Raw genomic sequence first — 18371 nt, 5'->3', positions numbered from 1 at the left:
TGCAACCTTTCAAGGTTGCGCCCTTTCCTGAATCAGGATCCACGGCGAAACCACCACCGCCCAGAGTTCAGGATCACGCTCGACCAGATCCAGCGCCCGCGTCGCAGACACTTCGGCAACCTTCCCCGCGGCCAGCCAGGCAGCCACTTTCTCTCGTTGATCCTCTGCCATGGCTTCAGCCGCCACGATCAGATCCAGATCAGCGTCGACCCACAATAGGGCACCCTTGGCAAAGAAGGGTTCCAGTTCCTTCCAGCGGATAGATGCGGTTTCACCAAGCAGCTTGGCATAGAGGGTGCTAGGTTCTTGACTCATGGGCTCTGTCCGGTAAAGAAATCGACGCGAATGATAACGTCGGTGCCCCGGCAGAAAAACCCGGATGCAAATGAGTAACTGACTGAAAACTGCCGGAACGCCAAGGAATGCGCTGAATCAACAGACTGTCCAGCGAAAACCCCGCCGCAATTCTGTCTTTTTCTTTCATAAAAGCGACACCCTCAGGTTTTGCCCCCTGGCGCCAGCTTCCCAGGCCGACAATTGGCGCTCTACACTGTACCGGTACAGTTGCCGGGGGCATTTCCGGAGGATATCCAAGATATCTGACCCGGTTCTGCTGCTACGGCGCCAGGACTATAAAAATTACAACAGCAAGAGTGGAGCACTATGAATAAGGCTACTAAGCAGATTTCCAAACTGTTTGCCGCTATGGTTCTGGCCGGGGTTGCCAGCCATTCGTTCGCAGCTGACACCATCAAGATCGGCATCGCCGGCCCTAAAACCGGCCCTGTAGCCCAATACGGCGACATGCAGTTCAGTGGCGCCAAAATGGCCATCGAGCAAATCAACGCCAAAGGCGGCGTGAACGGCAAGCAACTCGTCGCCGTTGAATACGATGACGCCTGTGATCCGAAACAAGCCGTGGCCGTTGCCAACAAAGTGGTCAACGACGGCATCAAGTTCGTGATCGGTCACCTGTGCTCCAGCTCCACTCAACCGGCTTCGGACATCTACGAAGACGAAGGCGTGATCATGATCACCCCGGCTGCCACCAGCCCGGACATCACCTCCCGTGGTTACAAAATGGTGTTCCGCACCATCGGCCTGGACAGCGCCCAGGGCCCTGCCGCTGGTAACTACATCGCCGATCACGTTAAACCGAAAATCGTTGCCGTCCTGCACGACAAACAGCAGTACGGTGAAGGCATCGCCTCGGCCGTGAAGCAAACCCTCGAGGGCAAGGGCGTCAAGGTTGCCGTGTTCGAAGGGATCAACGCTGGCGACAAAGACTTCTCCTCGATGATCGCCAAGCTCAAGCAAGCCAACGTCGACTTCGTCTACTACGGCGGCTACCACCCGGAGCTGGGCCTGATCCTGCGTCAATCCCAGGAAAAAGGCCTGAAAGCCAAGTTCATGGGTCCGGAAGGCGTGGGTAACGATTCGATCTCGCAGATCGCCAAGGGCGCGTCCGAAGGCCTGCTGGTAACCCTGCCGAAATCCTTCGACCAGGATCCTGCCAACGTTGCCCTGGCTGACGCCTTCAAAGCCAAGAAAGAAGACCCGAGCGGCCCGTTCGTGTTCCCGTCCTACTCGGCGGTTAAAGTCATCGCCGACGGTATCACCGCCGCCAAGAGCGAAGATGCTTCCAAAGTGGCGGAAGCCATCCACGCAGGCACTTTCAAAACCCCGACTGGCGACCTGAGCTTCGACGCCAAGGGCGACCTGAAAGACTTCAAGTTCGTGGTTTACGAGTGGCACTTCGACAAACCTAAAACCGAAGCTTCGCCTCAGTAAGGCTTGCCTGACTGACTGCCAATAAAGCCCACGGCGTGCCGTGGGCTTTGTTTTACGAAGATTTGGGCCGCACTTGCGTGATCCGCGGGTCTGCCCACCTGAAAATCTCAAAACCGTCATCAGCGGTTCGCTGGCAAAACTCACGCTCGAAGTGGATGAAGAACCACGGGGCCTGAGCAGGAAAATGACTCCACCAGTGAAATGCGTATCAGGTTTTTAGGAGCGTTGTAATGCCTGACATCTATCACTTTTTCCAACAGCTGGTTAACGGTCTGACCGTTGGCAGCACGTATGCCCTGATCGCCATCGGCTATACGATGGTTTACGGCATCATTGGAATGATCAACTTCGCCCACGGCGAGGTCTACATGATCGGCTCCTATGTGGCATTCATTGCCATTGCCGGACTGACCATGATGGGACTCGACAGCGTTCCGCTGTTGATGACCGCCGCTTTCATCGCAACCATCGTTGTCACCAGTGCCTACGGCTACAGTATCGAACGGATCGCCTACCGCCCCTTGCGCGGCAGCAACCGTCTGATCCCGTTGATTTCCGCCATCGGCATGTCGATTTTCCTGCAGAACACTGTTCTGTTGGCGCAAGACTCCAAGGACAAATCCATCCCCAACCTGATCCCCGGCAATTTCTCCATCGGGCCAGGTGGCGCACACGAAGTGCTGATTTCCTACATGCAAATCGTGGTGTTCGTGGTGACCCTGATCGCCATGCTCGGCCTGACGATGTTCATCTCCCGTTCTCGCCTGGGCCGCGCCTGCCGTGCCTGCGCCGAGGACATCAAGATGGCCAACCTGCTGGGTATCAACACCAACAACATCATCGCCCTGACCTTCGTCATCGGTGCCGCGCTGGCGGCCATCGCCGCAGTGCTGTTGAGCATGCAATACGGCGTGATCAACCCGAACGCGGGCTTCCTGGTCGGACTCAAGGCCTTCACCGCCGCGGTACTGGGCGGCATCGGCAGTATTCCGGGCGCCATGCTTGGCGGTCTGGTACTGGGGGTGGCGGAAGCCTTTGGTGCCGATATCTTCGGCGATCAATACAAGGACGTCGTGGCGTTCGGACTATTGGTCCTGGTGTTGTTGTTCCGGCCAACCGGCCTGCTGGGCCGTCCGGAGGTTGAGAAAGTATGACTAGGAATCTTAAGCAGGCGCTCTTCAGCGCACTGTTGGTTTGGGCTGTGGCGTATCCGGTACTCGGTCTGAAACTGACCATTGTCGGCATCAACCTCGAAGTGCATGGCACCAGCAACACCACCTTGATCACTATCGCCGTCTGCTCGGTGCTGATGTTCCTGCGGGTGCTGTTCGACCAGAAGATCAGCGCCGCGTGGAAAGCCTCGCCGAGCATGCCGGTCATGCCAGCCAAGGCCAGTAACTTCCTGACCCTGCCAACCACCCAGCGCTGGATCATTATTGCGTTGATCGTTGGTGCACTGGTATGGCCGTTCTTTGGCTCCCGTGGCGCGGTGGATATCGCGACCCTGGTGTTGATCTATGTGATGCTCGGCCTGGGCCTGAACATCGTGGTCGGCCTGGCCGGTCTGCTGGACCTCGGTTACGTCGGTTTCTATGCCGTCGGCGCCTACAGTTATGCGCTGCTGTCGCACTACTTCGGTCTGAGCTTCTGGATCTGTCTGCCGATCGCCGGGATGATGGCGGCCACCTTCGGCTTCCTGCTCGGTTTCCCGGTGCTGCGCTTGCGCGGTGACTACCTGGCAATCGTGACCCTGGGCTTCGGCGAGATCATCCGTCTGTTCCTGCGTAACCTGACGGACATCACCGGCGGTCCGAACGGCATCAGCAACATCGACAAGCCAACGTTCTTCGGCCTGACCTTCGAACGCAAAGCTGCTGAAGGCCTGCAAACCTTCCACGAGTACTTCGGCCTGCAATACAACTCGATCAACAAGGTGATCTTCCTTTACCTGATTGCGTTGTTGCTGTCGCTGTTTGCCCTGTTCGTCATCAACCGCTTGCTGCGCATGCCCCTGGGTCGTGCCTGGGAAGCACTGCGTGAAGACGAGATCGCCTGCCGTGCGCTGGGTCTGAACCCGACCATCATCAAGCTGTCGGCCTTCACCCTGGGTGCCTGCTTCGCCGGTTTTGCCGGCAGCTTCTTCGCCGCGCGCCAAGGGCTGGTGACACCGGAGTCCTTCACCTTCATCGAGTCGGCGACCATCCTCGCCATCGTGGTGCTGGGCGGCATGGGCTCGCAACTGGGCGTCGTGCTTGCCGCCACCGTGATGATCCTGTTGCCGGAAATGATGCGTGAGTTCAGTGAATACCGCATGCTGATGTTCGGTGCATTGATGGTGCTGATGATGATCTGGCGTCCTCAGGGTCTGCTGCCCATGCAACGTCCTCACATGGAGCTGCGCAAATGAGCCGCGAGATCCTGAAAGTCGAAAATCTGAGCATGCGCTTCGGCGGCCTGCTGGCGGTCAACGGCGTGGCCCTGACCGTGAAGGAAAAACAGGTGGTGGCACTGATCGGCCCCAACGGCGCCGGCAAGACCACGGTGTTCAACTGCCTGACCGGTTTCTACAAGCCGAGCGGCGGCAGCATCCTGCTGGACGGCGAGTCGATCGAAGGCCTGCCCGGCCACAAGATCGCCCTCAAGGGCGTGGTGCGTACCTTCCAGAACGTGCGGCTGTTCAAGGACATGACCGCGGTCGAGAACCTCTTGATCGCCCAGCACCGTCACCTGAACACCAACTTCCTGTCCGGCCTGTTCAAGACCCCGTCGTTCCGCAAGAGCGAGCGCGAGGCCATGGAATTCGCCGAGTACTGGCTGGAGAAGGTCAACCTGAAAGAGTTTGCCAACCGTACCGCCGGGACATTGGCCTACGGTCAGCAACGTCGCCTGGAAATCGCTCGCTGCATGATGACCCGTCCGCGGATCCTCATGCTCGACGAACCGGCCGCCGGCCTGAACCCCAAGGAAACCGAAGACCTCAAGGCGCTGATCAGCATGCTGCGTGAAGAGCACAACGTCACCGTGCTGCTGATTGAACATGACATGAAACTGGTCATGAGCATTTCCGACCATATCGTCGTGATCAACCAGGGCACACCGTTGGCCAACGGTACGCCGGATGAGATCCGCGACAATCCTGAAGTGATCAAAGCCTACCTGGGGGAAGCGTAAATGCTGCAGTTCGAAAACGTTTCCACCTTCTATGGCAAGATCCAGGCCCTGCACAGCGTCAACGTGGAAATCCGCCAAGGCGAAATCGTCACGCTGATCGGTGCCAACGGTGCCGGCAAGTCGACCCTGCTGATGACTCTCTGCGGCTCGCCGCAAGCCCACAGCGGCAGCATCCGCTACATGGGCGAGGAACTCGTCGGCCAGAGCTCGGCGCAGATCATGCGCAAGAGCATCGCCGTGGTCCCTGAAGGTCGCCGGGTGTTTTCCCGCCTGACCGTCGAAGAGAACCTGGCCATGGGCGGGTTCTTCACCGACAAAGGCGATTATCAGGAGCAGATGGACAAGGTCCTGGGATTGTTTCCGCGCCTGAAGGAACGCTTCAGCCAGCGGGGCGGCACCATGTCCGGCGGTGAGCAGCAAATGCTCGCCATCGGCCGGGCGCTGATGAGCAAACCCAAGTTGTTGCTACTCGACGAGCCGTCACTGGGCCTGGCACCGATCATCATCCAGCAGATCTTCGACATCATCGAACAGCTGCGCAAGGATGGTGTGACGGTGTTCCTGGTCGAGCAGAACGCCAACCAGGCCCTCAAGATCGCCGACCGCGCCTACGTTCTGGAGAACGGCCGCGTGGTGATGCAAGGTACCGGCGAAGCGCTGCTGACCGATCCGAAGGTCCGCGAAGCGTATCTGGGCGGTTAAACACTGCTGTCATGACAAAAAAACGGCCTTCGGGCCGTTTTTTTTGGCCTGCGCTGTAACGAATCACAGTGAGCTTTCTCTACTGGGATAAGCAAGCACAGACGCTTCCTTGACCCACTCACTGCTGGAGAAACACCATGACCGCTACCACTCGTACCCTGTCTGCCGCCACCCTGGCCCTGGCCCTGGGTTCCGCGCTGAGCCTGGCCACCTTGCCGACCATCGCCCACGCGGCCGACGACATGGAGAAATGCTTTGGCGTTGCCATGAAAGGCAAGAACGATTGCGCCGCAGGTGCAGGCACCACCTGCGCCGGTACCTCGAAGGTCGATCACCAGGCCAACGCCTGGAAGCTGGTGCCAAAAGGCACCTGCGACAAGACCGCCAGCTCCACGTCATCGACCGGCTTTGGTCAATTGGCCGCCTTCAAAGCCAAGTAGTAATCGCCATCCCTGCCTGAGCCCTGATGATGCCGACCTCACCCGCACACTCCACCCGGCCCGTTGCCCAGGCAGGCGCAAACCAGCTCCCGCCCCGCGCCGGACTGGGACTCAAGAGCGAGCACTTCACCCAAGTGCTCGACTCATCACCGGACATCGGCTTCTTCGAGGTCCACGCTGAAAACTACATGGTCGCCGGCGGCCCCTTTCATCACTACCTGGGCCTGATCCGCGACCAATACCCACTGTCGCTGCACGGCGTCGGCCTGTCGATCGGTGCCGAAGGCCCACTCGACACCCGGCATCTCGAGCGCCTTGCCGGGTTGATCGAGCGCTATCAACCCCATTCCTTTTCCGAACACCTGGCCTGGTCCAGCCATGGCCCGGTGTTTCTCAATGACCTGCTGCCACTGGCCTACGACGAACCAACCCTCAACCGCGTCTGCGAACATATCGATCAGGTGCAAACCCGGCTGAAACGTCCAATGTTGCTGGAGAATCCCGCCACCTACCTGCAATGGCGCCAATCGAACCTGAGCGAGTCCGATTTCATCAACGCCGTTGTACGCCGCACCGGTTGCGGCCTGTTGTTGGACGTAAACAACGTCTACGTGTCCTGCATCAATCACCAGCGCGACCCGCTGGCCTACATCGACGCCCTGCCACTGCACGCGGTGGGAGAGATTCATCTGGCCGGGTTTGCCGAAGACACCGACAACCTGGGGGACCGCCTGCTGATCGACGATCACGGCGCCCCCATCGATAACGCCGTGTGGACCCTGTATCAGCAGGTACTGGAACGCGTCGGCCCGGTGGGCACCCTGATCGAACGCGACCATCAGATCCCGGCGTTGTCTGTCCTGTGCGACGAAGCCCGTCAGGCGGATGAGTTGCTGCGTTGCGCCGGAGCCCGGCCATGAGCGATCAAGCCACCTTCGCCGCCGCGCTGCTGGATCCATCGCTGGCCTGCCCATCCGGATTGTTCAGCAGCAACGGCGCCGCCCCCGACAGTCGCTTCGCGGTCTATCGGAACAACGTACAAAGCTCGCTGATCAATGTTCTCACGGACAGCTTTCCGGTGGTCTTGCAACTGGTCGGTGACGCGTTTTTCCGGGCCATGGCGCGCACCTATGTTCAAGATGCTCCCCCGCGCCATGCCGTGATCAATGATTACGGCCATGACTTTGCCGACTTCATCCAGGGTTTTGCACCTGCGGCCAGCGTGCCGTACCTGGCCGATGTTGCCCGCCTGGAGCGGCTGCGGATCAACGCCTATCACGCGGCCGATGCCGGCTGCATTGACCCGATGCAGCTCGCCGCCGCCCTGAATGAGCCCGAAACCTTGGCGCAGCTGCGGTTTCAGCTGCACCCGTCGCTGTTCACCCTCTGCTCGCCTTATGCACTGGTCAGCGTGTGGAGCGCCCATCAGGACGACCAGCCGCCGCCCTCCCTGACCCCTTACCGAGAGCAGTGCGCCCTAATCCTGCGCAACGGCCTGCACGTCGAGGTGTTCGCCATCGATCAAGGGGCTGCCCGCTTTATCGAGCGCCTGCAAGCCGGTGACTGCCTGGAGCAGGCCGCAATCCACGCGTTGGATGTCACACCGGCATTCGACCTGAGCCAATGCCTGGCGCTACTGATCAGCCGTAACGCCATTACCCATCTGCAACAACACGACAAGGTATCGCCATGAACACCCACCGCGAACACATCAACCCTGTTGCCCGCCTGGTCGAACGCGCCATCGAGTGGCTCAGTAGAATTCCACAGGGACTGATCGCCTTCATCGCGCGGTTCTCCATTGCCGCGGTGTTCTGGAAGTCGGGGCAAACCAAGGTCGAGGGGCTGGCGATCGACCTGATCGACGGCACCTTTGAACTCGGTGCGCCGCACCTCGCCGACTCGACCCTTCCCTTGTTCCAGAGCGAGTACCACGTCCCCCTGCTATCGCCGGAAATCGCCGCGCATCTGGCGGCCTTTGCCGAGCACCTGTTTCCAGTCCTGATCCTGGTGGGCTTCGCCACGCGTTTTTCCGCACTGGCGTTGCTGGGGATGACCCTGACCATTCAACTGTTCGTTTACTCCGATGCCTACCCGACCCACGGCACCTGGGCGGCGATCCTGCTGTACCTGATGGCCACCGGCCCGGGCAAGCTGTCGATCGACCACTTGATCGCCAGGCATTATCGCTGAAGGCTATCCAACGCTTCGCCGCTGCGCTTGAACCAGCCAATCAGGTAGTCGGCCAACACCTGCGTGCGCCTGGGCAAGCCCCCCTGATACGGGTGCACCAGGTACATCGGCATGCTGCGGGTCTGGTAGTCGCGCAGCAGCCAGCACAAGCGGCCATCCGCCAGTTCCACCTGTAGCAGATAGGAAGGCAGCCGCGCGATGCCGGCATGGGCCAGTGCGGCTTTCTTCAGCAGGTTGTAGTGATTGCTGGCAAAGGGTCCGCCTACTCGTACTCGCAACAACTCATGTTGTTGGTGGTACAGCCACTCTTCCCGACCGCTGTAATGACTGTTGAGCAGGCACCGATGTTCGGCCAGGTCCGCGGGCGTCCGAGGCTCGCCGAACTGCTCCAGGTAGACTGGACTGGCACAGGTCATTTCGTGCCAGGCCAACAGCGGCCTGGCCACCAGGCGTTCGTCGTTGGCCACCTCTGAGCGGATCGCCAGGTCGAAACCGTCGCGGGACAGGTCGCGGTAGCTGTTGTTGAGTTCAAGCTCGATCTGGACCTGGGGATACTCCCGGGAGAACTCCAGCAGCAGGCCATCGAAAAACGTCTCGCCCAAGGATACCGGCACGGTGATGCGTACCGGGCCGGCCATGTCGTCCTTCAGCCGCGCCAACGCCTGGCGCGCCCGCTCGACCTGGACCACCAGGGCCTGCGCCTGGGGCAACAATGCCGCTCCTGCTGCCGTCAGGCTCAGGCGGCGCGTGGTGCGTTGCAACAACACCACGTTGAATCGGGCTTCCAGCAGACTGATGCGCTTGGACAACTGCCCCTTGCTGCACCCTAGCTGCTGCGCCGCCAAGGTGAAGCTGCCAGCGTCGATCAACACCGCGAAGGCCGCCAGATCATCCATTTCACTCATGGATTGTTTCCTTTTGAAAACCAAAGGTTGCCTATTAGTGCGCTTATCAACAGAAAAAACCACTCTAGACTAAAACCTCGTTTACTTACCCGAGGAAACAGCACGATGAAAATTCTCTTGATTGGCGCCAGCGGTACCGTGGGTTCGGCAGTCGACAAAGAACTGTCACAGCGCCACGAAATCATCCGCATCGGTCGCAACGGCGGCGACTTCCAGGTCGATATCAGTGACAGCGCATCGATCCGTGCCCTGTTTGCAAAAACCGGGAAGTTCGACGCGCTGGTCTGCGCGGCCGGCAGCGTCACCTTCGCTCCGCTGGACGAAATGAGCGAACAAAGCTTTGCCCTGGGCCTGCAAAACAAGCTCATGGGCCAGGTCAACCTCCTGTTGATCGGCCGCGAATACGCCAACGATGGCGCGTCGTTCACCTTCACCAGCGGCATCCTCAGCCATGACCCGATCCGCAGCGGCGCTTCGGCAGCCCTGGTCAACGGGGCACTGGACAGTTTCGTACGTGCCGCCGCCATCGAGTTGCCCCGTGGCCTGCGCGTCAACTCGGTCAGCCCCACCGTGCTGGTAGAGGCCATGGGCAACTACGCCCCGTATTTCCGGGGTTACAAGCCGGTATCGGGGGCCGATGTCGGGCTGGCCTACGCCAAGAGCGTGGAAGGTTTGCAGACCGGCCAGACCTTTCACGTCAACTGAGACCCTCTTGCGTCAGTCCAGGAGCGTGGGTAACAGATCCTTGGCAATGGCGCGCGACATCGCGACCTGAAGCTGCGCACCAAGAACTGAATGCACGGTCGCCGTGGTTATCGCCCGGCCATTGATCAGCAGGGTCAATGGCTGGCCTATCGACTCACGAGAGACTTTCTCCATACGTTCCGCCGCTTGGGGAGAGAGTGTGACAGTCAAACTCACCAGGTCGGGGTTGGATCTGTCGATATCCTTTAACAGCAATTCCATCCTGATGAAGTCCCTAGCCGATGAGAGATCAATCTCGACCGCCTGACTGGACGTGGTCACCGCCATCGTCAGCAATAACAACCAAACCTTGTAGCGCATTCCCACCCCAGCAGACATTGAAAAGACTGATCACAGGGTAGCCGACACACCCGGTCTTCCCCATGCACGAACAATGCACAGAATGTTGCAGCAGACCGTCCTCAAACTCGCCCCGAGTCACACCGGCCTTGTGATTGCCGGCGCGGCTGCGTAACGTGGCGGCACTTGCCTGGAGAGCCATCGATGCGCGCTGCCCGTTCCCTGATGTTTGTCGCCCTGCTGCCCTTGTTCGGCGGTTGCCAGTTGCTTCAGAGTTCGCCGCAGGCGCCCTCCACGGCCGGCCTGACCCGCATGCAGGGCGAACTCAGCATGGCCAACGGCAAGCTGGTGTTTGCGCCGTGCCAGGAAAACCGCCAGTACCTCGTCAATGACGCGGGCGCCACCAGCGTCCTGCAGGAAGCGGCAACACTGGCCGGCACCCAGCACAAAGTGTTCGCCGACCTGCGCGGTCGGGTGCCCTCGGCCACTGTCTCCGGCAACCAGGCACAACTCGACGTCCAGCAACTGTATCGCCTGCAGCGTCTGGGTGCGTCCTGTGACAACCCCGACTTCCAGCGCCTGATCCTGCGGGCCAGCGGCAACACCCCCGAATGGAGCGTCAACGTGACGGGCAAGGGCATGGTCATCCAGCGCGCGGGGCAGCCGGCACTGGCCTTGCCCTACCTGGAAGAACAAGTTGGTGACGGCCGCTTCAACCTCAGCAGCGAAGCCAACAACCAACACGTCGAACTCTGGATCGCCCCGCAACGCTGCGTTGACCCGACCCTGCCCAGCGTCCAGTCCATGAGCGCAGAATTGCGGGTCAATGGCCAGGTTCAGCGTGGTTGTGCGTATTTCGGCGGTGCCCGCAGCGACTGATTCGACGAGCTGCTGTTTTAGCCTCACTGGAACCGGCCATTGGGGCTTATAATCGACGGTTTGTGAAACGCCTTGGCGCATTGGTGCGCCCGCGAACCGGATCCTGTCATGTTACGAATCACCGAACTCAAGTTGCCGATCGACCATCCCGAAGAAGACCTGCGCCCTGCCATCGTGCAGCGCCTGGGCATCGCCAGTGATGACCTGCTCGATTTCACCTTGTTCAAGCGCAGCTACGATGCGCGGAAAAAGTCCTCCGAACTGTGCTTCATCTACACCATCGACCTCAACGTGCGCGACGAGGCGAAGGTGCTGCTCAAGTTCGCCGACGACCGTAACGTCAACACCGCGCCGGATGTCAGCTACAAGGTGGTCGGTCAGGCCCCTGAGGACCTGAACGAGCGGCCGGTGGTGGTCGGTTTCGGCCCGTGCGGGATTTTTGCCGGACTGGTGCTGGCACAGATGGGCTTCAAGCCGATCATTCTCGAGCGTGGCACTGAAGTACGCCAGCGCACCAAGGATACCTGGGGCCTGTGGCGCAAAAGCGTGCTCAACCCTGAATCCAACGTGCAGTTCGGTGAAGGCGGCGCGGGGACGTTCTCCGACGGCAAGCTGTACAGCCAGATCAAGGACCCCAAGCACCACGGCCGTAAAGTCCTGCACGAATTCGTCAAGGCCGGCGCGCCGGAAGAAATCCTCTACGTCAGCAAGCCGCACATTGGTACGTTCCGCCTGACCGGTGTGGTCGAAAACATGCGCGAGCAGATTCGTGCACTGGGTGGCGAAGTGCGCTTCCAGCAGAAAGTCACCGACGTCCTGATCGAAGACGGCCAACTGACCGGCATCGAGCTGGCCGGTGGCGAACAGATCCGCTCCCGGCACGTGGTCCTGGCCCTCGGCCACAGCGCCCGCGACACGTTCCGCATGCTCCACGGCCGTGGCGTGTTCATGGAAGCCAAACCGTTTTCGGTGGGTTTCCGTATCGAGCACCCGCAATCGCTGATCGACAGCGCGCGCCTGGGTAAGTACGCCGGCCACCCGAAGCTCGGTGCCGCCGACTACAAACTGGTGCACCACGCCAGGAACGGTCGCTCTGTCTACAGTTTCTGCATGTGCCCGGGTGGTACGGTGGTGGCAGCAACGTCGGAACCGAACCGCGTGGTCACCAACGGCATGAGCCAGTATTCGCGTAACGAACGCAATGCGAACTCCGGGATCGTGGTGGGCATCACCCCGGAAGTCGATTATCCGGGCGGCCCGCTGGCTGGGATCGAATTGCAGGAGCGCCTGGAGTCCCACGCGTTTGTGCTCGGTGGCAGCAACTACGAAGCACCGGCCCAACTGGTCGGCGATTTCATTGCGGGCAAGCCTTCGACGGCACTGGGCAGTGTCGAGCCGTCCTACAAGCCCGGCGTGGCGCTGGGTGATCTGGCACTGGCGTTGCCAGCCTTTGCCATCGAAGCCATTCGTGAAGCCTTGCCAGCGTTCGAGAAGCAGATTCGCGGCTACTCGCTGCACGATGCCGTGCTGACCGGGATCGAAACCCGCACCTCGTCACCGCTGCGCATCACCCGCAACGAAACGATGCAGAGCCTGAACGTCAAAGGCCTGTTTCCGGCCGGTGAAGGCGCCGGTTACGCCGGTGGGATTCTGTCGGCAGGCGTGGACGGGATTCGCATCGCCGAAGCGGTGGCGCGGGATATTCTCGGAATCGAAGCCTGACCCTCCCTGTAAGAGCAAGCTTGCTTGCGAAGCCATCACCCGCGTGATCCTTCTTCGCTGGCAAGCCTGCTCCCACAAGGAGCAGGCGGTTGAGCTGTCAGATATTGGCGCGCAGGACTGAAGTCGGTAACGGCTCGCCACGCTCGACACTGGCCGCAACGGCCGCGATCAAACCGTTCAACTCGTACCCCTGCGCCTTCAACCAGTCCTGATCGTAGTAGGTGGTGGCATAACGTTCACCGCTGTCACACAGAATCGCCACGATCGAACCACTCTCCCCTGCCTCCGTCATCTGCTGCGCCGCCATCAGGGCACCAATCAGGTTGGTCCCGCTGGAGCCGCCCACATGCCGCCCCAGGCGCTGCGCCAGGTAATGCATGGCCGCCAGCGACAAGGCATCCGGCACCTTGACCATCGCATCGATCACTTTCGGCATGAACGAAGCTTCCACCCGTGGCCGGCCAATACCCTCGATGCGCGAACCGCAATCCAGGCGCAAGCTCGCATCGCCGCTCTGGTAGTAATCGAAGAACACTGAACGCTCGGCATCGGCACACAACACGCGGGTGCTGTGCTGGCGATAACGCACATAACGCCCCAGGGTTGCCGTGGTGCCGCCCGTACCGGGACTGGAAATCAGCCAGCTCGGCTCCGGATAACGCTCGAAGCGCATCTGCTGAAAGATCGACTCGGCAATGTTGTTGTTGGCTCGCCAGTCAGTGGCGCGCTCGGCATAGGTGAACTGGTCGATGAAGTGCCCGTCATGCTCGCGCGCCAGACGCTCGGACTCGGCGTAGATCTGCGTCGGGTCCTGCACCAGATGGCTTTTGCCACCATAGAACTCGATCTGCGCAATCTTTTCCGGGGACGTCGTTGCCGGCATCACCGCAATGAACGGCAAGCCCAGCAATCGCGCGAAGTAAGCCTCGGAAATCGCCGTCGAACCGCTGGACGCTTCAATCACCGGCGCGCCCGGCTTGAGCCAGCCATTACACAGCGCATACAGAAACAGCGAACGCGCCAACCGATGCTTGAGGCTCCCCGTGGGGTGGCTGGACTCATCCTTGAAGTACAACTCGATCCCCGGCAGGCCTGGCAGCGGCAAAGGGATCAAATGCGTGTCGGCGCTGCGCTGGAAGTCGGCTTCGATGATCCGGATGGCTTCGCGGGCCCACTGTCGGTTGTCGCTCATGGTCTTTTTCTCGTTGAATCGGTTGGCCGTAGGGAAACCTGGCGGTGACAACAGGCACGGTCTGGCCTCGTCAAAGGGCTCAGCCCACAAGCTTAGGAAAAAACCTACATAACGCACAGGTACAGCTGGGGTTCAATACACCAGGCAACTGCTAGGCTCTGTCGAGGCACTGTTGTAACGGTATATAACAAAAAAGAATATAACTTTTGTTTTAACAACTAACCGTACGGGTTAGGGTGTTCCACCTTTTGAATCTATAGATGGAGAGCGACCTTGCCTCTGCGTAGCACTTTCACGCGTTTCTTTCAGTTGGAAGCTGCCAGCGGTCTGTTATTGATTGCCGCTGCAGTTCTTGCCTTGATCATCAACAACTCACCCCTGTCCTGGCTCTACAACGGCCTGCTGGAGACCCCCGTGGTCGCCCAGATCGGCGCCTTGAAAATCGCCAAGCCCCTGTTGTTATGGATCAACGACGGGCTGATGGCGCTGTTCTTCCTGCTGATCGGCCTTGAGGTCAAGCGCGAAGTCCTTGAAGGGCATTTGTCCAAGCCCTCGCAGATCGTACTGCCGGGAGCCGCCGCCGTTGGTGGCATGCTCGTACCCGCACTGATCTACTGGTTCCTCAACAAGGACAATCCTCCTGCCCTTGATGGCTGGGCGATTCCAACCGCCACCGATATCGCCTTCGCCCTGGGCGTGCTCGCCCTGCTGGGCAAACGTGTACCGGTGTCGCTGAAGCTGTTCCTGATGACCCTGGCCATCATCGATGACCTGGGTGCAATCATCATCATTGCGATCTTCTACTCAGGCGCCCTCTCGACACTGTCGTTGATGCTGGCCGCCGCCTGTATTGCCGCGCTGGTGGCGATGAACCGCCTCGGGGTGGTCAAGCTGGGGCCGTACATGATCATAGGCCTGATCCTGTGGGTCTGCGTGCTCAAGAGCGGTGTCCACGCCACGCTGGCCGGCGTGACCCTGGCATTCTGCATACCGTTGCGCACCAGGAATGCCGAGCCATCACCGCTGTTGGGCCTGGAGCACGCGCTGCACCCATGGGTCGCGTATGGCATCCTGCCGCTATTCGCATTCGCCAACGCCGGCCTGCCGCTGGCGGGCGTCACGGTTGAAAGCTTCACCCACTTCGTGCCAATGGGTATCGCCATCGGCTTGCTGCTGGGCAAGACCGTCGGTGTGTTCGGCCTGACCTGGCTGGCCGTGAAAACCGGCATCGCCGCCCTGCCAGCCGGCGCCAACTGGGGTCAGGTACTGGGCGTCGCGATTCTCTGCGGTATCGGCTTCACCATGAGCCTGTTCGTCGGCTCGCTGGCTTTCGTGCCGGGCAGCAGCGAATACGCTGGCATGGACCGCATGGGCATCCTGACCGGCTCGATCCTCGCCGCACTGATCGGTTACACGGTAACAGCCATGGCCAGTCGCAAGAGCCCGGCGATTTCCTCGTAAGCCGCTAGCGTTGCAAGCAACTGAAAACACAAAACCCCGACCAGTCACCTGATCGGGGTTTTGTTTTGAGCGCCAGGAACTCAGTGCGATACGCGGCTGGTGCCATCGACACTGGCAATACGTACGCGCTCGCCGACACGGAACACTTCGTTCTCCTGAACCTGCTGCACATAGGCACGCATGCTGCCGTCGTCTTCACGCACGGTGATTTCCACACCCTGGGTACGGGTCAGGCCTTCTTCGGTAGCCGAACCGATCAAGCCGCCTGCGACCGCGCCGATGATTCCGGCCACAATGCTGCCATTGCCCTGACCAATGGAACTGGCGCCGACGCCACCAACGGCCGCACCGGCAAGGCTGCCGATTGGGGTCTTGGTGCCTTCGATTTTCACTGGACGCAGGGCTTCGATGGTCCCCATGCGAATTGTCTGCACCCGACGTGCCTCGTCACGGGAATAGGAATCACCCGTCAGGCTGGACTGGCAGCCCGTGAGCAACATCGCCATCGTGGAAAAGGAAGCAACCAACAGAACAGACTTACGCATAGCATCAACTCCAAAGGATCAGTATTCATTAAACTCCGCAGCTTGACGCCTGTCACGACGCCGCCCGGATAAAAGTGGTTTCATTCAGGCCCCGTACAGCCGCACCCGAGAACGCCTCATACAGTAGCGGTCATTTTCAGAACCTGCGCCGCAATACCCAAGGACTTTCATGGACTACTTCATCATTGTCGTCACCACCGTTGCCGGCCTGTACTTCCACGGGTGGCTGTATGTGCGGATCAAACGCTGGATGGACCGCGACCTGGCACTGGCGCTGGCGGGCAACGACGAACAGAAAAAAGTCTTCATGCTGCAACAATTGGACAACGCCCGGCAGCAGAAGATCAAACGCAGGGACCTGCCGAAGTGGCTGGAGGCGGCCGCAGCCACCTACCCAGCCCGGTAGAGGATTCAGGGGGCCAGACGCTCACGGCCCCAGCCGCCGTCTTGCAGTCGGTAGTTCAAACGGTCGTGCAGACGGCTCGGACGGCCTTGCCAGAACTCGATACGCTCAGGCAGCAAACGATAGCCGCCCCAGTGTTCCGGACAATGCGGTTGAGTATCAGTGAAGCGCTGCTCGGTAACCTTGAGCAGCTCTTCCAGTTCGGCGCGATCAGCGATCACCTCGCTCTGAGGAGATGCCCAGGCGCCCAGGCGACTGCCCATTGGCCGCACCTGATAATAGGCATCGGACTCCTGAGGCGTCACCTTCACCACACGCCCTTCAATCCGTACCTGGCGCTCCAGGGTCGGCCAGAAGAAGGTCATGGCGGCAAACGGGTTGACCGCCAGTTGTTGACCCTTGGCACTGTCGTAGTTGGTGAAAAAGGTAAAACCCTGATCATCAAGCCCCTTGAGCAGCAGGATCCGGCAATGCGGGCGACCTTGCGCATCAACAGTGGCCAGGGTCATGGCGTTGGCCTCGACCGGAGGTTGCTCGGTCTTCACCGCCTCGGCAAACCACTGATGAAACAACGCGAAGGGTTCGGTCGGGGCCTGAGCCTCGGTCAAACCATCGCGGGTGTAGTCGCGGCGCATATCCGCCAGAGCCCGGGTCATCGCATTTTCCTTGTGCTTGATCAATCAGTGCCTGGCCTGATTACTGGCCGCTGGCTTTCTTTGCCGTTGCATCAGCCGTCGGCGTCACCGGCTTTTTCGCCGCAGTGGTGGTCTTGGCCGGCTGCTTCTTGGCAGGTGCGGCTTTTTTGGCCGGAGCCTTTTTAGTCGCAGCGGTTTTCTTCACGGGTGCGGCTTTCTTCTCAGTTACCGCTGCGGTCGCAGGCTTCGCGCTCTGTGTCGCAACCATTTCAGCGGCTGGCGGGGTCGGCTGGCTGTACTTGCTCAGCAACGCCAACATGGTGGTGCGTTGGGTCAGCACGATTTCCACGCGACGGTTCAAGGCACGACCCTGAGCACTGTCATTGGCGGCACGCGGCATCAGGTCACCCATGCCACGCAACATCAGGCGATCACGCTTCAAGCCGCCGAGGCTGAAGATCGACGCCACGGAGGTCGCACGATCCTTGCTCAACGCTTGTGCCGACGAGGCTGCGCTTGAGGAGTCGCCATGGCCGAGGACCAGGACGGAGGTCTTGGTATCGCCTTCCACCAGCTTGGCGATCCGGGAGAACGGACCCAGCGTCGATGGCAGCAGCATGGTCGGCCGTTTCGGGTTGAAGGTTTCGTCTACCGGCACGATCACCACCAGCACGTTTTCGCGACGCTCTACCTGCAAACGCTTGTCCTGAATGGCACTGCGCAGGCGTGGCTCGTAGTCGTCCAGCCAGGCCTGGGTGATTTTCGGATCAGGCATCGGAACGTCCTTGATGTCTGCCTTGGTCACCGCTTTTGGCTGGTCGTTGAATGGCCACCACCATTTGCTCTCGGAATCGGCCTTGGCCGCCGCTGCGGCGGACGTGCTGGCAGGGATTGGCGCCAGTACCTTGATTTCCGAGGCGGGTGCCTTGTCGGCGGACGCCGAGGAGGCGAACGGCCACCAGCTGCTGCCAGTGTCCTGGGCCTTGGCGACCGGCGTCGGGGTTGGCGCAGGAGCCGCCGCGGGCGCTGCAGCGCTTACACCAGGCTTGGCCTTGCTGGCAGTACTGGCTGCAGTGCTGGCAGGAGCCGGCGCACTGGCTGCCTTGGGATCCGCTTTGACGTCCTGCTTGGCAGTGCCTTTGTCCGCGACCTTGTCGGGACCGGAACCCAATGACCACCAGTGGCCACCGTCTGCGTCATTTTGTGGGGTCTGTGCGCAACCAGTGATGCTGAGACACAGTGCCAAGGCTAGAGATTTGTTCGGTGACATGGGATATCCACAAAATGA

The 18371-nt window shown here is 60.3% G+C and carries 21 protein-coding genes; 14 read left to right on the top strand and 7 right to left on the bottom strand.

Annotation, left to right across the window (positions count from 1 at the left end):
• Positions 1-9 precede the first annotated feature (9 nt).
• The gene (locus CKW07_RS20700) at positions 10-315 is read right to left on the bottom strand and encodes a DUF2288 domain-containing protein (protein WP_095146808.1); all 306 of its coding nucleotides are present in this window, start codon (positions 313-315) and stop codon (positions 10-12) included.
• Between the two features lie 348 nt (positions 316-663).
• On the opposite strand from CKW07_RS20700, the gene CKW07_RS20695 reads away from it, so the two are divergent.
• The 9 genes from CKW07_RS20695 to CKW07_RS20655 all read left to right on the top strand — a co-directional run bounded on the left by CKW07_RS20695 (position 664) and on the right by CKW07_RS20655 (position 8297).
• Positions 664-1791, top strand: a complete 1128-nt coding sequence (locus CKW07_RS20695) for a branched-chain amino acid ABC transporter substrate-binding protein (protein WP_095146807.1) — start codon at positions 664-666, stop codon at positions 1789-1791.
• 230 nt (positions 1792-2021) lie between these two features.
• Positions 2022-2945, top strand: a complete 924-nt coding sequence (gene livH / locus CKW07_RS20690) for a high-affinity branched-chain amino acid ABC transporter permease LivH (protein ID WP_095077387.1) — start codon at positions 2022-2024, stop codon at positions 2943-2945.
• Positions 2942-4198, top strand: a complete 1257-nt coding sequence (locus CKW07_RS20685; protein ID WP_095146806.1) for a high-affinity branched-chain amino acid ABC transporter permease LivM — start codon at positions 2942-2944, stop codon at positions 4196-4198. Before livH ends, CKW07_RS20685 begins: the two co-directional genes overlap by 4 nt.
• The gene (gene livG, locus CKW07_RS20680) at positions 4195-4962 is read left to right on the top strand and encodes a high-affinity branched-chain amino acid ABC transporter ATP-binding protein LivG (protein WP_095146805.1); all 768 of its coding nucleotides are present in this window, start codon (positions 4195-4197) and stop codon (positions 4960-4962) included. The genes CKW07_RS20685 and livG overlap by 4 nt, the downstream gene beginning before the upstream one ends.
• The gene (locus CKW07_RS20675; protein WP_095146804.1) at positions 4963-5664 is read left to right on the top strand and encodes an ABC transporter ATP-binding protein; all 702 of its coding nucleotides are present in this window, start codon (positions 4963-4965) and stop codon (positions 5662-5664) included.
• 137 nt (positions 5665-5801) lie between these two features.
• A complete protein-coding gene (locus CKW07_RS20670) occupies positions 5802-6104 on the top strand; it encodes a DUF2282 domain-containing protein (protein ID WP_095146803.1) in 303 nt (100 codons plus the stop codon).
• 26 nt (positions 6105-6130) lie between these two features.
• Positions 6131-7024 carry a DUF692 domain-containing protein gene (locus CKW07_RS20665; protein WP_371850662.1) on the top strand — a complete coding sequence of 298 codons (894 nt, stop codon included), beginning with the start codon at positions 6131-6133 and terminating at the stop codon, positions 7022-7024.
• A complete protein-coding gene (locus tag CKW07_RS20660) occupies positions 7021-7797 on the top strand; it encodes a DUF2063 domain-containing protein (RefSeq protein ID WP_095146802.1) in 777 nt (258 codons plus the stop codon). The genes CKW07_RS20665 and CKW07_RS20660 overlap by 4 nt, the downstream gene beginning before the upstream one ends.
• A complete protein-coding gene (locus CKW07_RS20655) occupies positions 7794-8297 on the top strand; it encodes a DoxX family protein (RefSeq protein ID WP_095146801.1) in 504 nt (167 codons plus the stop codon). The genes CKW07_RS20660 and CKW07_RS20655 overlap by 4 nt, the downstream gene beginning before the upstream one ends.
• Here CKW07_RS20655 and CKW07_RS20650 read toward each other — a convergent pair.
• Positions 8288-9202, bottom strand: coding sequence for a LysR family transcriptional regulator (locus CKW07_RS20650; RefSeq protein WP_095146800.1), 915 nt, complete (start codon positions 9200-9202; stop codon positions 8288-8290). The two genes, CKW07_RS20655 and CKW07_RS20650, sit on opposite strands and share 10 nt — an antisense overlap.
• A 105-nt stretch (positions 9203-9307) precedes the next feature.
• On the opposite strand from CKW07_RS20650, the gene CKW07_RS20645 reads away from it, so the two are divergent.
• Entirely contained in the window at positions 9308-9907 is a 600-nt protein-coding gene (locus CKW07_RS20645; RefSeq protein ID WP_095146799.1) for a short chain dehydrogenase, read from the top strand.
• Between the two features lie 12 nt (positions 9908-9919).
• Here CKW07_RS20645 and CKW07_RS20640 read toward each other — a convergent pair whose 3' ends face one another.
• Positions 9920-10267 carry a hypothetical protein gene (locus tag CKW07_RS20640; RefSeq protein ID WP_256577083.1) on the bottom strand — a complete coding sequence of 116 codons (348 nt, stop codon included), beginning with the start codon at positions 10265-10267 and terminating at the stop codon, positions 9920-9922.
• 183 nt (positions 10268-10450) lie between these two features.
• On the opposite strand from CKW07_RS20640, the gene CKW07_RS20635 reads away from it, so the two are divergent.
• Both CKW07_RS20635 and CKW07_RS20630 read left to right on the top strand, forming a co-directional pair.
• Positions 10451-11125, top strand: a complete 675-nt coding sequence (locus CKW07_RS20635; RefSeq protein WP_095146797.1) for a COG3650 family protein — start codon at positions 10451-10453, stop codon at positions 11123-11125.
• A gap of 108 nt (positions 11126-11233) precedes the next feature.
• On the top strand, positions 11234-12847 hold the full coding sequence (locus CKW07_RS20630) for an NAD(P)/FAD-dependent oxidoreductase (protein WP_095146796.1): 1614 nt from the start codon (positions 11234-11236) through the stop codon (positions 12845-12847).
• Positions 12848-12944: 97 nt separating this feature from the next.
• Here the strand turns inward: CKW07_RS20630 and CKW07_RS20625 are convergent, their stop codons facing one another.
• Complete coding sequence (locus CKW07_RS20625; RefSeq protein ID WP_095146795.1) at positions 12945-14039, bottom strand: PLP-dependent cysteine synthase family protein; 1095 nt, start codon at positions 14037-14039, stop codon at positions 12945-12947.
• Positions 14040-14312: 273 nt separating this feature from the next.
• Between CKW07_RS20625 and nhaA the strand changes: the two genes are divergently transcribed.
• On the top strand, positions 14313-15500 hold the full coding sequence (nhaA, locus tag CKW07_RS20620; protein WP_095146794.1) for a Na+/H+ antiporter NhaA: 1188 nt from the start codon (positions 14313-14315) through the stop codon (positions 15498-15500).
• Between the two features lie 80 nt (positions 15501-15580).
• Here nhaA and CKW07_RS20615 read toward each other — a convergent pair whose 3' ends face one another.
• Positions 15581-16045 (bottom strand): glycine zipper 2TM domain-containing protein, encoded by a 465-nt coding sequence (locus CKW07_RS20615; RefSeq protein ID WP_095146793.1) that lies wholly within the window; start codon positions 16043-16045, stop codon positions 15581-15583.
• Positions 16046-16214: 169 nt separating this feature from the next.
• On the opposite strand from CKW07_RS20615, the gene CKW07_RS20610 reads away from it, so the two are divergent.
• Positions 16215-16451 (top strand): hypothetical protein, encoded by a 237-nt coding sequence (locus CKW07_RS20610; RefSeq protein ID WP_095077402.1) that lies wholly within the window; start codon positions 16215-16217, stop codon positions 16449-16451.
• Between the two features lie 5 nt (positions 16452-16456).
• Here CKW07_RS20610 and pdxH read toward each other — a convergent pair whose 3' ends face one another.
• Both pdxH and CKW07_RS20600 read right to left on the bottom strand, forming a co-directional pair.
• Positions 16457-17104 (bottom strand): pyridoxamine 5'-phosphate oxidase, encoded by a 648-nt coding sequence (pdxH, locus tag CKW07_RS20605; protein ID WP_095146792.1) that lies wholly within the window; start codon positions 17102-17104, stop codon positions 16457-16459.
• A gap of 40 nt (positions 17105-17144) precedes the next feature.
• Positions 17145-18353 carry an OmpA family protein gene (locus tag CKW07_RS20600; RefSeq protein ID WP_095146791.1) on the bottom strand — a complete coding sequence of 403 codons (1209 nt, stop codon included), beginning with the start codon at positions 18351-18353 and terminating at the stop codon, positions 17145-17147.
• Positions 18354-18371: the final 18 nt, after the last annotated feature.

This window comes from Pseudomonas sp. Irchel s3b6 (assembly GCF_900187415.1).
Taxonomy (GTDB): Bacteria; Pseudomonadota; Gammaproteobacteria; order Pseudomonadales; family Pseudomonadaceae; genus Aquipseudomonas.
Note: the sequence above shows the minus strand (reverse complement) of the source record. Positions and strands in the feature narration are given on the sequence as shown.